Origin of the sequence: Alteripontixanthobacter maritimus (genome assembly GCF_003340475.1) — a bacterium.
GTDB lineage: Bacteria > Pseudomonadota > Alphaproteobacteria > Sphingomonadales > Sphingomonadaceae > Alteripontixanthobacter > Alteripontixanthobacter maritimus.
In genome coordinates this window covers 624,239-637,282 of record NZ_QBKA01000002.1, presented here as the reverse complement: position 1 = coordinate 637,282, position 13,044 = coordinate 624,239, and the positions used below count along the sequence as shown (strand labels likewise).

The window sequence follows — 13,044 nt, the reverse complement described above, 5'->3', positions numbered from 1 at the left end:
CGTTGGCGCTTCCACCTGGTTCTACAGCCGCGCGAGTACGGCGTCGCCAATATCCACCGTCCCGGCCGAACCTCCTAGATCGAACCCGCGGACGCCATGGTCCAGCGCCGCGGTTATCGCAGCTTCGATTCGCGCCGCATCATCCTCGCGGCCAAAGCTGTGACGTAACATCATTGCTGCCGACAGGATGGTGGCCATGGGGTTGGCGTTACCCTGCCCGGCGATGTCGGGCGCGCTGCCGTGAATGGGTTCGTAGAGGCCGAACGTGCCATATTGCGTCTGTCGCTCGCCCAGGGCGGCACTGGCGAGCAGGCCGATGGAGCCGACACACATACTCGCCTGATCGGACAGAATATCGCCGAACAGATTGCCGGTAACGATCACATCGAATTGTCCGGGCGCGCGAACCAGCTGCATGGCCGCGTTATCGACATACATATGGCTAAGATCGACACCGGGGTAGTCCGCCGCAGCCTCGATCATCACGTCGCGCCACAACTGGCTGGTCTCCAGCACATTGGCCTTGTCCACACTGCACAGCCGCCCGTTGCGGCCCTGCGCGGCACGGAACGCCACATGAGCGATGCGGCGGACCTCCGCCTCGTCATAGCTCATCATATCCCAACCCTCACGGGTACCGTCCGCCTGCGTGCGTGTGCCCTTGTCACCGAAATACACATCGCCGTTCAATTCACGCACGATCAGCAGATCGATCTTGCTGGCGATTTCGGGCCGCAATGCGGACAAACCTTCCAGTCCGGGCATGGCGCAAGCTGGGCGCAAATTGGCGAACAGTCCGAGTTCGCTACGCAGCCCGAGAATTGCCTGTTCGGGGCGCAAATGCCGTTCCAGATTGTCGCAGGCCGGATCGCCGACCGCGCCGAACAGGACCGCATCCGCCTCGCGCGCCATGGTAAGCGTTTCGGGCGGCAGCGGATGGCCATGGCGCTGGTATGCGATACCGCCTACGTCGCCTTCGAACACGGTCAATTCGGGCAACCGCAGCGCGTCCAGCACACGCATCGCCTGCGCGGTTACTTCCGGGCCGATGCCATCGCCTGCCAGTACCGCGATCTTCATGCCTGCATCCGTTCCAACCGCGCCGACAGCAGCGCGCGAGCGGCCATAACATCGCCCCGCTGCCCGGCAAGGATGTAGCGTTCCAGCAAGGGCGCATTTCGGGCAAGCAATTCCAGCAGCGTATCAAGCGGTGCTTCGGCAGGTGGCATCGCGCCGCCATAGCCCATTTCGCGCAGCAGCAGCGCCTCATAGGAAACCAGCGCCCGCACCCAGTCCCGCGCGGATGCGCTGTGGCAAACCGCAGTCAATAGCGCATCGAGCGCCGACCAGAGTGACGCATAAGGATTGCGTTCCGGGAGTGCGGTCGCCGTCAACGCGGTAGCCCAACCGATAGCTGCCGCGGGCAGCGGTTCGGCCAGCCACGGCGCGCGGCTCGTCACCAGCTCCAGCCGTGCGAAGGGTAATTGGCTGTCGGATTTGGCGCGAATATCGGCGGCTACCAGATTGCCTGGAATGACAACCGGACGCAGGTTTCGCCCCCGCCCGCCCGCAATATAGGCTGCAACCAGTCCGGCTTCCTCGGTCAGCATGCGCGCAATCACGGCGGTTTCACCATGCGACCGCGCGGACAGGATTATGGCGGGGGCGCGCAGGTGCATGTCAGTGATGTGGCGCGGCGGTGCGGCATAGGCAAGTGTATGCGATGCGCCGGGTTACCTCAGTCCTGCTTGGCGTCCGCTCGTTTGGACGCATCGACAGCGAGAGATTGCGGCCGCCCCATGCTCCAGTTCTTCTGCATCCGAACTTGTGGGTTGGGTGCGCACCAGATTTCGCCGGTCGCATCGATCGCCGTGACCCACAGTATGTTGTGCTCCGGACCGTAATCGATAACCGCCAGCGCCAGCCCGTCACCCTTACCCAGGACATGAACTGGTAGCGATGGATTTAGCTGGGTGAACATAGCCTACCAACAGGTAGAGAATATTACCCGTTCCGGTTTTGACTTTGTTTAATACCCGGCCGCGACTGCGGTGTATGGCTTGGACGCCTCAGCTTTTGGCGTGTTTGGCTTCCAGCGCGGCAATGCGTTCGGCCAGCGCATCGTTTTCGTCGCGCGCCTTGGCTGCCATGGCTTTTACCGCATCGAATTCTTCGCGGCTGACGAAGTCCATGCCGCCCATCGCCTCTTTCAGGCGCTCGCGCGCGCTTTCACGGGCTTCCCGCGTCATGCCGGCGAAGGTGCCCGCTGCGCTGTTGGCGAGTTTGACGAAGTCGGCGATCATGGGGTTCTGGCTCTGCATGGCGCTTATCTGGGATGCCCCGCGGCCGAGTGCAAGCGCGTTTACAGTTCGATCCGCTGGACCGCATTGCTGGGTTCCACGCCATCGGCATCCGGGTTTAGCACCAGGAACTGGTAATTCAGCAAGGTCGCGAACAATATCCACACAAGATAGGGAAGCAGCAGCATTGCCGCCGTCTTGCGGACCTTCCAGAAGGCGAAGATCGTGGCGATCACCAGCACATCCAGAATGCCGATCACCACCAGAGCGGCGCGTATTTCATGCAATGCAAAGAACACCGGCGACCATGCAAGATTGACGCAGAACTGCAGGGCGAACAGGGCAATCGCAATGCCCCGCCCCCGTGCACCCCATGCCGCGCAGACCAGCGCCAGAGCCACTCCCATCAACACGTAAAGCACGGTCCACACGATGCCGAACCACATCGGCGGGGGAAAAATGCCGGGCTTGGTCAATTCGGCAAACCAATAATCGTCCGCCCCGCTGCCGGAGAACTGGCCGGACAGGAATCCCAGTAATACACATGCAGGCACGGTAAACAGCGCCCAGCGCAGGAAGCTGGCCCGTAATTGCGCGCGGCTGGCAAGAAGGTTCATGCTGTCTCCGGCCTGTAATTCTAATAAGTCCGCCGCCAACTTTTGCGATTCGCCTGCGAACTGTGGCTGCGCTTCATGGCCGCAGCAGCGCGCACTGGCAATGTCGGGGAGATCACGGCCCGCAGACCGTCCCACCATGGGAGTGTTACGAAGGACGTCGCCGTCACTTGCGCAGCGCGCTGACGAGGAATTCCACGTTGCCTTCCGGTCCGGTAATCGGACTGGGTACTATGCCGTCCACAGTCCAACCTTCGCCTTCCAACCACGCCTGCACGTCTTCGCATACCCGGGTATGCAAGGCGGTATCACGAACCACGCCGCCCCGCCCCACTTCTTCGCGCCCGACCTCGAATTGCGGTTTAATCAGCGCGACCAGACGGCATCTCGGCTGAGCTAGTTGCAGCGGTACTTCCAATACCTTGCGCAGCGATATGAAGGATGCATCGCACACAACCCAATCGAAAGGCCGGTCGATCATGTCGGGAGTAAGCACCCGCGCACTCGTCTGTTCCATGACCGTTACGCGCGGGTCCTGTCGCAGCTTCCACGCCAGTTGGTTGGTACCGGAATCCACTGCGAACACATGGCTCGCGCCGGTTTGCAAAAGCACGTCGGTGAAGCCGCCGGTCGAACTCCCGACATCCATCGCCGTGACGCCGGATGGGTCCAGCGCGAATGTCTTCAATGCATGGGCCAGCTTGATCCCGCCCCGGCCTACCCATGGGTGATCGCGCCCGCGCACGTCCAGTATCGCGTCGTCCGCCAGTTGCTGACCTGGCTTCGCCAGCTTCGTTTCGCCGGAAAACACCAGCCCCGCCATGACGAGCGCCTGCGCGCGGGTCCGGCTTTCGGCAAGTCCGCGAGCGACGAGCAGCTGGTCGAGACGTTGTTTCTTGGCCATGGGACCGAAGCGGGTTAGCCTGCGTTATAGAATTAGGCCACCGGACATGATCATGCGATTTCAAAAACCCCTTCTGCTTTTTCCCCTTTTCTCCCTAGCGTGCTGCACTTCGCCAGCACCGGCGCCGACACCCGCACCGCCCGTTGCCGCACCAGCTCCGATACCGGCACCAGTCGTCACGCCGCCGGTTGCCGCTGCGCCCAATTCCACCGACTGGATGGATGCGCCATTGACGGCAGGCGACTGGAGCTATGCCAGCGGCAGCTCGCTTACTCGCGCCACATTCGGACCGCCGGGCGGAAATGCGCTGTTCGGTATCGAATGCCTGCGCGGTAGCGGGCAGATGCGGCTGGTCCGTTCTGGTGGATCGACCCAGGATATTTCCATCCGCGTTCGCACCGAAAGTGCGGAGCGGTTGCTGACCGCCCAGCCCGATGCGGGTGGCGGGCCGTTCGTCGCCGCATTCCTGAACGCGCGTGACCCGCTGCTTGATGCAATGGCTTTCAGCAAGGGCCGGTTCGCTATCGGAGCGCAGGGCCGCGATACGCTCTATGTGCCCGCTTATCCGGAAGTTACCCGCGTCATCGAGGATTGCCGGTAACACCTGACCACCAAACATGCAGGCGAAATGGGGATAATTGCAAATCCCCCTTGCCAACGACGCTCCGACGATTCACATATGCGGCACGAACAGGCAATTCCTGCCGGTTCCAGACCCCCCGATGATCGGCAGGGTCTTTGGCTTTCAAGCGCGAAAGGAGGTGATCCGATGTCTCATGGTTCAGCAAAGGGGTCGGTGATGAGCCGCCTGGAGTATAATCGGTAGTTTCTTTCGCCGATTAAGGCTCAGGCGCGGCCACACTGGCCGCTGACCATGCAAAGGGCGGTACCTGCATATGCAAGGGCCGCCCTTTCCATATCTGGAGCGATTTCACTCCGTACAGCCCCGAACACCTACAGGGTCGCCCGGCCCGCATAACTGATTTCATTTGCGACCGAACTTGCGCGCAAACCGCTTCCGCCCTAATCGCGCTGGCGCAAAGGAGCCCTGCCGATGGCCGATGCGCCGAACACCAAGTTTACCCGTATTCCCCACCCTTCACCGATGAACGATACCCGGCGAGAAGCGATTTTGCAGGACCCGGGCTTCGGCACCAGCTTCACCGATCACATGGTGATGGCCGAATATGATGCGGACAAGGGCGGCTGGCAGAACCCGACCATCGGCCCGCGCGAGCCCATATCCGTCGATCCGGCCTGCGCCGTGCTGCATTATGCGCAGGAAATCTTCGAAGGCATGAAGGCCTATCGCCATCCCGATGGCACGTCCGCCCTGTTCCGTCCCGAACAAAACGCCCGCCGCTTCAACGCATCCGCACGGCGCATGGCGATGCCCGAAGTGCCCGAGGCGCTGTTCCTCGACGCGGTGAAGGAACTGGTTCGGACGGACCGCAACTGGATGCCTCAGGTCGAAGGCGGCTCGCTATATTTGCGCCCTTTCATGTTCGCTTCCGAGGCGTTTTTGGGTGTCCGCCCCGCGCGGCAATACAAGTTCATCGTCATTGCCAGCCCGGTAGGCGGTTATTTCAAGAAGGGCGCCAAAGCTGTCAGCATCTGGGTCAGCCAGGATTATGTGCGCGCGGCGCAGGGCGGTACCGGCGCGGCGAAGACCGGCGGAAATTATGCTGCCAGTCTGGTCCCGCAGGCAAAAGCCATCGCCAAAGGCCACGATCAAGTAGTGTTCCTCGATGCGATCGAGCGCAAATGGGTGGAGGAGCTGGGCGGCATGAACCTGTTCTTCGCGTTCGACGATGGCAGCGTGGTTACTCCGCCATTGACCGGTACGATCCTGCCCGGGATCACCCGCGACAGCCTGCTCTCCCTGATGCGAGATGAGGGGCTTGCCGTGCGCGAGGAACCTTACAGCATCGACCAGTGGCGCGATGATGCGACCAGCGGCAGGCTGGTTGAAACGATGGCATGTGGAACCGCCGCCGTTGTCACGGCCGTGGGCGAAGTGGCCGGGCGCGATGGCAGTTTCTCGATCGGATCAGGCGGCACCGGGCAGTTGACCGCAAAATTGCGCGCGAAGCTGACCGGCATCCAGCGCGGCACCGAACCGGACCCGCATGGCTGGGTCGTCCGCCTGGATTAGCCGATACGGCTCGCCCGCATTGCCAGATTTGCGGTCGGCGGTATCAGTCTGGCAAGCTGCGTAATTGCCGTTCCGCCGTGTTTGCTCTCCGCGATCCGCCAGATCGCCTTTGCCACACCGACGGGCCGCCGGGCCATACGGGCAAACTGTCGCTGGTAAGTTCGCGCATCCATATTCGCCAACACCGCGTCTGCCGCGTACATCCCGCTCGCGATGGCGATGCTCATTCCCTCCCCGGCAAGCGACGGAATAACTGCGGCTTGGTCACCCAACCGGTACAACCCATATGGCGTATCGCGTGCGATCCAGCCATAGGGGACGTTAGCAATCGTATCGATTGGCAGGTCCGGGCCGGCAAACGCCATGCGTGCGCCGAAATGCGGGTGTGTCTCGGCAAGCATATCCAGCAGGGCGCGAGGTTTCCCACCTCCTTTGACCAGCAGCGATTTGCGTAACGCCAGGCAGATGTTGGCGCTGCCACTCTCCTGCCGAACAATTCCTGCATATCCCCCTTGGAAAAAATGCAGCTCGATACGCCCGTCGATCAGTCTGTGGAGGCCGGCAGAGCCCGGAACGCGTATCCGCAAGCCGAGCGCCGGATCGTCAGATTGGCGTGGCCGCGATTGGCCGCGAACATCATGTTTGCCGCTGGCGAGCATGATATGCTTGGCCTGCCAGTCCTGCCGATCGCCTTGTGCAAATCCGGTGGAAACCAAGCGGATCCGGTCGATTTCAAGCGAAGCGCCCGCTTCCACAGCGCGCTCGCGCAGAGCTGTGTCGAGCGCGTGCCGGGAAAGACCAAAGCCAGTTTCGGGAAGCTCGGCATGCGCCTCGTACCGGCCTGCATAGAGGGAGAGGCGCGTGACATGGTGCGCCGTACTGCCAGCCAGGTCGAAACCAGCCATGCGCAATTGTTCCGCGCTGCGCCAGCTGAGGAAGCCGCCGCAGATCGCGTCGCCCACCACTTTGTCACGGTCGATCAGCAACGGTTTCGCGCCCGCGTGCGCCAACCGTATAGCAGCCACGCACCCGGCGGGGCCGGCACCCAAAATCAACGGCTGGCTCAGCGCACTTTCCCAGCGCGCAATTTTTCGACACATAGGCGAAAAGGAAACGCTCGAAGAACCCGGGCGTCATTAGCTCCGGCTTCGGCCAGCAGCGGCGCCCATTCCGCAGGACGGTAGGATCGCGCAATCGACATTCTGCCATCGTGGCGCACGATCTCGTGCCAACCTGCCAGACGCGCCAGTAGCGGGTATCCCATATATGCGAACGCATGTCGGTGGAGGTCGTTGACGAACCAGCCCGCTCTCGCCTCCGCATCCATGAAACGCAGGAACTGCACCAGCTGCGTGCGGGTCATATGATGTGCGACAAGGCTGGAGACGATGCAGTCGAAGCCTTCGCCAGTCAGATCGGCATAGTCGCCTGTTCGATAATCTATGCCCAGATCGTCGGGCGTGGACCGGCGCGCTGCGGCAAAGCTCTTTTCATTCAGATCAATGCCGACCAACCGCGCCCGCTTGCCGCGCTTCCTAGCCCAATGCGCAATCGTGCGCAGCATATCCCCATCGCCGAACCCGACATCGAGCAGGGAGAACTCGTCACGATTTCCTATCGCGCGATCCAGAAAGCCCAGCGTCGGGCGCGCGGCCATCGTAACGCGGTTCACTTTCGCCAGATCGCCCAGCACGGCGGCGTAGGTTTCCGGCGGCAATGACGGGTCGTCCATCAACTCGTCGGCGATAAGCCTTTCGGCCAGCATCACGGGTTCCCTTCGGTCCAGCCGAAGTGAAAGCCCTCCATCGCCAGCCCCGGTCCGAAAGCCAGAGCGACGCCGCTTTCCGGCCGGTCGCGCAGGGTCCTTTCCAGCACGAACATCAGCGTGGAAGAGGACATATTGCCAAATTCGCGCAGCACAGCGCGTGAATGGTCGAGGGCTTTCGGATCGAGGCCCAGCCCGTTTTGTACGGCGTCGAGAATGGACCGGCCGCCCGCGTGAACGGCGTGGGCGGCAACCTGCCTGCCGCCGGTCACGCGCTTCGTTATATCCGGGCGGGCCAGCGCCGCCGCGATGCGCCCGGGCACCTCACCCGACAGGTGCATGTGGAAGCCCGTATCGCCGATCTGCCACGTGATAAGTTCATCGCTTTCTTCGAGCGCGGCTGAGATACCCTCGCCCAACGTCAGCCCTTCGCCCGAGGCCGCAACGATGGCGGCGGCAGCGCCATCACCGAATTGCGCGCCTGCCAGCAAAGGTTCGATATCGACATGGCCCTGATGGTGGAGAGTGCTCAACTCGACAGTCACTACCAGTACGCGTGCGTCGGGCTCGCTGCGTACGATATGGCGCGCGGTACGGAGCGCTGTGACCGCGGCATAACATCCCATGAAGCCGATGAGCACGCGTTCGACGGCATCCGAAAGACCCAGCCGGCGCGCAATGATCTGGTCGATGCCCGGCGCGACGAAGCCGGTGCAGCTTGCGACCACAATATGCGTAACCTCGCCCAGTTCAGGCAATTTCGCTATTGCCGCCAAAGCCAGTTTGGGCGCCTGTTCGGCATAGATCGTCATCCGCCGCGCGGTAGAAGGTGCGTCTGCCGAGTAGAAGCCGTCACCCCGGTCGAGCTTGGCATCTTCTTCGCTCAGCACGGACCAGCGATGTTCGATGCCGGAGCGTGCCGCCATTCGCTCGTACAACTTCGCCTCGCGCTTCTCACCCAAACGGCGAATGGCCCAGCCACGGTAATCCTGCTCGAAATCGATGTCCGGTACGGCGGTTGCGATGGAAGTGATGCGGGCTGTCATGGTTGCTGTGTCGTCCTTCGCCGCCCGTCAAGCGCATCCGCCCTTAACCCAAGCTGTTCCTGCTGCCTGCCTATGTGGTGTCGGACGCAGTGTCGGGCAATGCTTCGCGTAGTTGGGTAAGCCAGACATCCGCCACCGCATCGCTTGGGGCGCGCCAGTCGCCGCGCGGACTCAACGCGCCGCCGCTGGTGACCTTGGGGCCGTTGGGCATGGCGCTACGCTTGAACTGGCTGAACTGGAAGAAGCGGTAGAGGAATTTTTCCAGCCAGCCGGCGATCTGCGGCAGATCATATTCGTTCTTGCGATCATCCGGGAAATTCGGCGGCCATGAACCACCCTTCGCATCATGCCAGGCATGATAGGCCAGAAACGCCACCTTGCCCGGCAATTGGCCGTAGCGAATGATGTGATGCAGGAAAAAATCGTTGAGCTCGTACGGGCCGATCCTGCCTTCGGTACTCTGGATGCTCCCATCCGCTGCTTCGGGCACGAGTTCCGGGCTGATTTCGGTATCGAGCACTGCTTCCAAGGCTTCATCCAGGCCGGGATCGAACTGGTCGGTGCGCTCGGCCCAGCGGATCAGATACTGGATCAGCGTCTTGGGCACGCCGGAATTTACGCCATAATGGCTCATCTGATCGCCGACACCATAAGTGCACCAGCCCAGCGCCATTTCGCTCATATCGCCTGTTCCGATGACGAAGCCGCCATGCTGCCCGGCCAGGCGGAACAGGTAATCGGTCCGCAATCCGGCTTGCACGTTCTCGAACGTGGTGTCGTAGACTTCGGGAGCATTTCCGCCATCCGGATCGTAAGCATGGCCGATATCGGCCAGCATGGTGCGCGCGGCCGGCTTGATATCGATTTCTTCCGCCGTGATGCCGGTTGCCTTCATCAGCTTCCAGGCGTTGAATTTCGTACCGTCGGATGTGCCGAAACCGGGCATGGTATAACCACGGATAAAACTGCGCGGCAGATCCAGCATGTCGCAGGCCTTTGCACAGACAAGCAGCGCATGGGTGCTGTCCAGCCCGCCCGATATGCCGATCACCAGCGACTTTGCGCTTGTTGCCATGATCCGCCGCGCCAGCGCATCGACCTGAATGTTGAATGCTTCGTAGCAATCTTCGTCCAGTTTGTGGGCCCGGCCCGGCACGAAGGGGAAGCGGCGAATGGGGCGGCGCAAGCCGATATTGCCCGCTGTGTATTCGTGGTCGAACCCGATGCGCCGATACCAGTCTTCCGGACGGCCTGCAGCTTCCGCCGTATCGTTGAATGTCCCCATCCGCATTCGTTCATTGAGAATACGCTGGGTGTCGATATCGGTGATGCACAATTCCGGTTCGAGATCGAAGCGGACGCTTTCCACCATCAGGTCGCCCAGTTCATAAACCATGCCCTGCCCGTCCCACGAAAGGTCGGTGGTGCTTTCGCCGAACCCGCTCGCTGAATAGGCGTAAGCGCAAACCGCGCGACTGGACTGGGCGCGGCTAAGCAGGTGCCGCTCGTCCGATTTGCCGATAGTGATGTTGGAAGCGGACAGGTTCAGGATAATGGTCGCGCCGGCCAGCGCCGCCGTCGTGCCGGGCGGGTTGGGCGACCAGAAATCCTCGCATATCTCCGCACCGAACACGAAGCCCGGCAGGTTCTGCGCTGCAAAAATCAGGTCCGTCCCGAACGGCACGTCTTCGCCATTCACGGAGATTTCCAGCCCGACGCAATCGCGGCCATGGGCGAACCAGCGCTTCTCATAAAATTCGCGGTAATTCGGCAGGAAGCTTTTCGGGATTGCGCCCAACAGCCGCCCGTTGGCGATGGCGAGCGCGCAATTGTAGACACGGCCATTGCGGCGCAGCGGAGCGCCAATCACCAGCACCGGCGTCAGTCCCTCGCTTGCAGCGACAATGTCGTCCACTGCGCGTTCCACCGCATCCAACAGCGCGCCCTGCATATGTAAATCGTCGATAGCGTAGGATGACAGGCACAGTTCGGGGTAAAGCAGCAAGTCCACCGCTTGCTCATCCGCCCGCCGCGCTTCTTCGATTATACCGTGCGCGTTATACGTCACATCGGCGGTGCGCACTTTCGGCGTGCTGGTTGCGACACGGACAAAACCGTGGGTGTGCATGTCGAAGAATGAATGCGTGCTGTCGCTCATCGGCGGACGGCTCCCTTGTTGCGTGCCTGCCCTAGCGCGGGGTCATGGGGGGAGCAATCGGGTTGCGCCCCAACCTCTTCTGTCAGGCTGACAGGAGTTCAGCCGCGTCGGGAGCTGTTTGCAGAAAATTGAGCAGCCCGCGCTCCTCACGCTTCATCCATTGGGTGCTGCGCGGCAGCTGAAGGTCGGCACGCCAGTCCTCCTGCCGTTCCATCAGATCGAAAATGGCCGGGTGGATATAGCTTTTGCGTGTCACTGCTGCGGTATTGCCCAAACGGTCCGCCACATGTTCGGTGAGTGCCTTGATAGTCACCTCCCCTTTCGCATGGGCAAGCATCTCGAATGCCAGCACGGTGGCATGCCATGTGCGGAAGTTCTTGGCGGTGAAGTCTTGTCCCATCGCCTCGCGCAAATAGTCGTTCACGTCGGACGAGGTGACTGCCTGGTACTCACGCTCGTCATCGACATAACGGAATAGCCGCTGCCCGGGCAGATCCTGCATTCGCTTCACCACTTTGGCCAGACGCTTGTCGGTCAGTTTGACTTCGCGTTTCTTGCCGGACTTGCCCCTGTATCTCAGGCGCAGAGTAGTGCCAGTGACCTCCGCGTGGCGGGCGCGAAGTGTGGTCGCACCGAAGCTTTTGTTGGACTTCGAATACTGGTCGTTCCCAACGCGCACGATCCCTGTGTCAAGCAGGCGCAGCACGCTGGCTATCGACCGTTCGCGGGTCAACTCGCTGCCATCGAGATCGCTTTCCACGCGCTTGCGTACCAGCGGGAGCAGATTGCCGAAAACCGCGCAGCTATCGAATTTCTCGCTTTCGCGCGCAGTCCGGAAATCCGGGTGATAACGGTACTGCTTGCGGTTTTTGTCATCGTAACCGGTGGCCAGGATATGACCGTTCTCAGCCGGGCAGAACCAGGCATCGCGATATGCAGGCGGGAAGGCGATGGCGTTCAGACGTTTGCGCTCGGCCCGATCCTTGATGAGCTTGCCGTCGGGGCTGTAATACGACCATCCCTTGCCGCTGCGTTTGCGGCTGATACCGGGCAGGTCATCGTCCACGAAGATCAGCTTCAGCGGTGCAAGATCGGCGGAGGATGAAGCAGTGGCCATGATGCGGGATGAACCTACCACACCCCCTTGCGGTTCCACACGCGTCGTCCCAGATGCGATGCGACAAGCGCGGCGTGACAGCCAAGCACAAGGGGATATTACCGATGACCGACCAGGCTTACACTCCGCCAGAAGTTTGGACACACGATGCGGAGAATGGCGGGAAATTCGCCAATATCAATGCCCCGACCGCAGGTTCGCGCGAAAGCCGGGAATTACCGGTGGGCGACCACCCGTTCCAACTCTACTCGCTCGCCACGCCGAATGGCGTAAAGGCAAATATGATCCTGGAAGAACTGATCGAGGCGGGCCACCCGCTCGATTACGACGCCTGGCTGATCAACATCGGCGAAGGCGAACAGTTCACCAGTGGGTTTGTAGATATAAATCCGAACTCGAAGATCCCCGCGCTGGTCGACCGGACCGGCAAAAACCCGATCCGCGTGTTCGAAAGCGGTGCGATCATGCTACATCTGGCTGAAAAGTTCGGCGCTTTTCTGAGCGACACGCCCGCTGGCCGCGCTGAAATGTTGAGCTGGCTATTCTGGCAAATCGGCAGCGCGCCATCCATCGGCGGTGGCTTCGGGCATTTCTATGCTTACGCGCCTGAAAAGTACGAATATCCGATCAACCGGTACGCCATGGAAACCAAGCGTCTGTTCGATGTTGCCGACAAACGACTTGCCGAAACTGACTATCTGGCAGGTAACGATTACACGATTGCCGATATGGCCGCGTTCGCATGGCTCGCGCCGTTTGTGGAAGGGACGATCTACAACGACGCGCATACATTCCTTTCGATTCGGGAATACAAGAACGTCGCGCGCTGGGCGAACGCAATCGCACTGCGTCCGGCAGTCAAGCGTGCACGTATGGTCAACAAAACGTGGGGCGAAGAAAACGAACAGGTCCCGAACCGCCATTCCGCGGCAGACTTTGCGGGCAAGTCGCTGTAACCGGCTTGCAGGCGACGAAACGCGCGCTA

14 protein-coding genes are annotated in these 13,044 nt (G+C 61.3%); 3 read left to right on the top strand and 11 right to left on the bottom strand.

The genetic code is table 11. The annotated features are described in order from the left end of the window. Positions 1-21 precede the first annotated feature (21 nt). The 6 genes from leuB to HME9302_RS03195 all read right to left on the bottom strand — a co-directional run bounded on the left by leuB (position 22) and on the right by HME9302_RS03195 (position 3,818). Complete coding sequence (gene leuB / locus HME9302_RS03220) at positions 22-1,080, bottom strand: 3-isopropylmalate dehydrogenase (protein ID WP_115365821.1); 1,059 nt, start codon at positions 1,078-1,080, stop codon at positions 22-24. Further along, complete coding sequence (gene recO / locus HME9302_RS03215; RefSeq protein WP_115365820.1) at positions 1,077-1,679, bottom strand: DNA repair protein RecO; 603 nt, start codon at positions 1,677-1,679, stop codon at positions 1,077-1,079. Before recO ends, leuB begins: the two co-directional genes overlap by 4 nt. Positions 1,680-1,738: 59 nt before the next feature. Then, positions 1,739-1,981 carry a hypothetical protein gene (locus HME9302_RS03210; RefSeq protein ID WP_115365819.1) on the bottom strand — a complete coding sequence of 81 codons (243 nt, stop codon included), beginning with the start codon at positions 1,979-1,981 and terminating at the stop codon, positions 1,739-1,741. Between the two features lie 88 nt (positions 1,982-2,069). Next, positions 2,070-2,321 carry an accessory factor UbiK family protein gene (locus HME9302_RS03205; RefSeq protein WP_115365818.1) on the bottom strand — a complete coding sequence of 84 codons (252 nt, stop codon included), beginning with the start codon at positions 2,319-2,321 and terminating at the stop codon, positions 2,070-2,072. A 41-nt stretch (positions 2,322-2,362) separates the two neighbouring features. Then, the gene (locus tag HME9302_RS03200; RefSeq protein WP_115367435.1) at positions 2,363-2,917 is read right to left on the bottom strand and encodes a TspO/MBR family protein; all 555 of its coding nucleotides are present in this window, start codon (positions 2,915-2,917) and stop codon (positions 2,363-2,365) included. 163 nt (positions 2,918-3,080) lie between these two features. Then, positions 3,081-3,818: a TlyA family RNA methyltransferase gene (locus HME9302_RS03195; RefSeq protein ID WP_115365817.1), complete on the bottom strand. Its 738-nt coding sequence runs from the start codon at positions 3,816-3,818 to the stop codon at positions 3,081-3,083. A gap of 52 nt (positions 3,819-3,870) precedes the next feature. Here HME9302_RS03195 and HME9302_RS03190 point away from each other — a divergent pair, with 52 nt between their 5' ends. Further along, positions 3,871-4,419, top strand: a complete 549-nt coding sequence (locus tag HME9302_RS03190) for a hypothetical protein (RefSeq protein WP_181815668.1) — start codon at positions 3,871-3,873, stop codon at positions 4,417-4,419. Between the two features lie 453 nt (positions 4,420-4,872). Continuing rightward, positions 4,873-5,973: a branched-chain amino acid aminotransferase gene (locus HME9302_RS03185; RefSeq protein WP_115365815.1), complete on the top strand. Its 1,101-nt coding sequence runs from the start codon at positions 4,873-4,875 to the stop codon at positions 5,971-5,973. Here the strand turns inward: HME9302_RS03185 and HME9302_RS03180 are convergent. The 5 genes from HME9302_RS03180 to HME9302_RS03160 all read right to left on the bottom strand — a co-directional run bounded on the left by HME9302_RS03180 (position 5,970) and on the right by HME9302_RS03160 (position 12,059). Next, complete coding sequence (locus HME9302_RS03180) at positions 5,970-7,073, bottom strand: NAD(P)/FAD-dependent oxidoreductase (protein WP_115365814.1); 1,104 nt, start codon at positions 7,071-7,073, stop codon at positions 5,970-5,972. The genes HME9302_RS03185 and HME9302_RS03180 overlap by 4 nt on opposite strands. Continuing rightward, positions 7,037-7,741, bottom strand: coding sequence for a methyltransferase domain-containing protein (locus HME9302_RS03175; RefSeq protein WP_115365813.1), 705 nt, complete (start codon positions 7,739-7,741; stop codon positions 7,037-7,039). The genes HME9302_RS03180 and HME9302_RS03175 overlap by 37 nt, the downstream gene beginning before the upstream one ends. Beyond that, complete coding sequence (locus HME9302_RS03170; RefSeq protein WP_115365812.1) at positions 7,738-8,784, bottom strand: type III polyketide synthase; 1,047 nt, start codon at positions 8,782-8,784, stop codon at positions 7,738-7,740. The genes HME9302_RS03175 and HME9302_RS03170 overlap by 4 nt, the downstream gene beginning before the upstream one ends. A gap of 70 nt (positions 8,785-8,854) precedes the next feature. Then, positions 8,855-10,942 (bottom strand): NAD(+) synthase, encoded by a 2,088-nt coding sequence (locus tag HME9302_RS03165; RefSeq protein WP_115365811.1) that lies wholly within the window; start codon positions 10,940-10,942, stop codon positions 8,855-8,857. An 82-nt stretch (positions 10,943-11,024) separates the two neighbouring features. Beyond that, positions 11,025-12,059, bottom strand: coding sequence for a DNA topoisomerase IB (locus tag HME9302_RS03160; protein ID WP_181815665.1), 1,035 nt, complete (start codon positions 12,057-12,059; stop codon positions 11,025-11,027). 104 nt (positions 12,060-12,163) lie between these two features. On the opposite strand from HME9302_RS03160, the gene yghU reads away from it, so the two are divergent. Next, complete coding sequence (gene yghU, locus HME9302_RS03155) at positions 12,164-13,015, top strand: glutathione-dependent disulfide-bond oxidoreductase (protein ID WP_115367433.1); 852 nt, start codon at positions 12,164-12,166, stop codon at positions 13,013-13,015. Positions 13,016-13,044: the final 29 nt, after the last annotated feature.

What these genes read in the sequence shown, in the direction of transcription:
- leuB (WP_115365821.1), bottom strand. Translation starts at nt 1,080, where the DNA reads ATGAAGATCGCGGTACTGGCAGGCGATGGCATCGGCCCGGAAGTAACC.
- recO (WP_115365820.1), bottom strand. Translation starts at nt 1,679, where the DNA reads ATGCACCTGCGCGCCCCCGCCATAATCCTGTCCGCGCGGTCGCATGGT.
- HME9302_RS03210 (WP_115365819.1), bottom strand. Translation starts at nt 1,981, where the DNA reads ATGTTCACCCAGCTAAATCCATCGCTACCAGTTCATGTCCTGGGTAAG.
- HME9302_RS03205 (WP_115365818.1), bottom strand. Translation starts at nt 2,321, where the DNA reads ATGCAGAGCCAGAACCCCATGATCGCCGACTTCGTCAAACTCGCCAAC.
- HME9302_RS03200 (WP_115367435.1), bottom strand. Translation starts at nt 2,917, where the DNA reads ATGAACCTTCTTGCCAGCCGCGCGCAATTACGGGCCAGCTTCCTGCGC.
- HME9302_RS03195 (WP_115365817.1), bottom strand. Translation starts at nt 3,818, where the DNA reads ATGGCCAAGAAACAACGTCTCGACCAGCTGCTCGTCGCTCGCGGACTT.
- HME9302_RS03190 (WP_181815668.1), top strand. Translation starts at nt 3,871, where the DNA reads ATGCGATTTCAAAAACCCCTTCTGCTTTTTCCCCTTTTCTCCCTAGCG.
- HME9302_RS03185 (WP_115365815.1), top strand. Translation starts at nt 4,873, where the DNA reads ATGGCCGATGCGCCGAACACCAAGTTTACCCGTATTCCCCACCCTTCA.
- HME9302_RS03180 (WP_115365814.1), bottom strand. Translation starts at nt 7,073, where the DNA reads ATGTGTCGAAAAATTGCGCGCTGGGAAAGTGCGCTGAGCCAGCCGTTG.
- HME9302_RS03170 (WP_115365812.1), bottom strand. Translation starts at nt 8,784, where the DNA reads ATGACAGCCCGCATCACTTCCATCGCAACCGCCGTACCGGACATCGAT.
- HME9302_RS03165 (WP_115365811.1), bottom strand. Translation starts at nt 10,942, where the DNA reads ATGAGCGACAGCACGCATTCATTCTTCGACATGCACACCCACGGTTTT.
- HME9302_RS03160 (WP_181815665.1), bottom strand. Translation starts at nt 12,059, where the DNA reads ATGGCCACTGCTTCATCCTCCGCCGATCTTGCACCGCTGAAGCTGATC.
- yghU (WP_115367433.1), top strand. Translation starts at nt 12,164, where the DNA reads ATGACCGACCAGGCTTACACTCCGCCAGAAGTTTGGACACACGATGCG.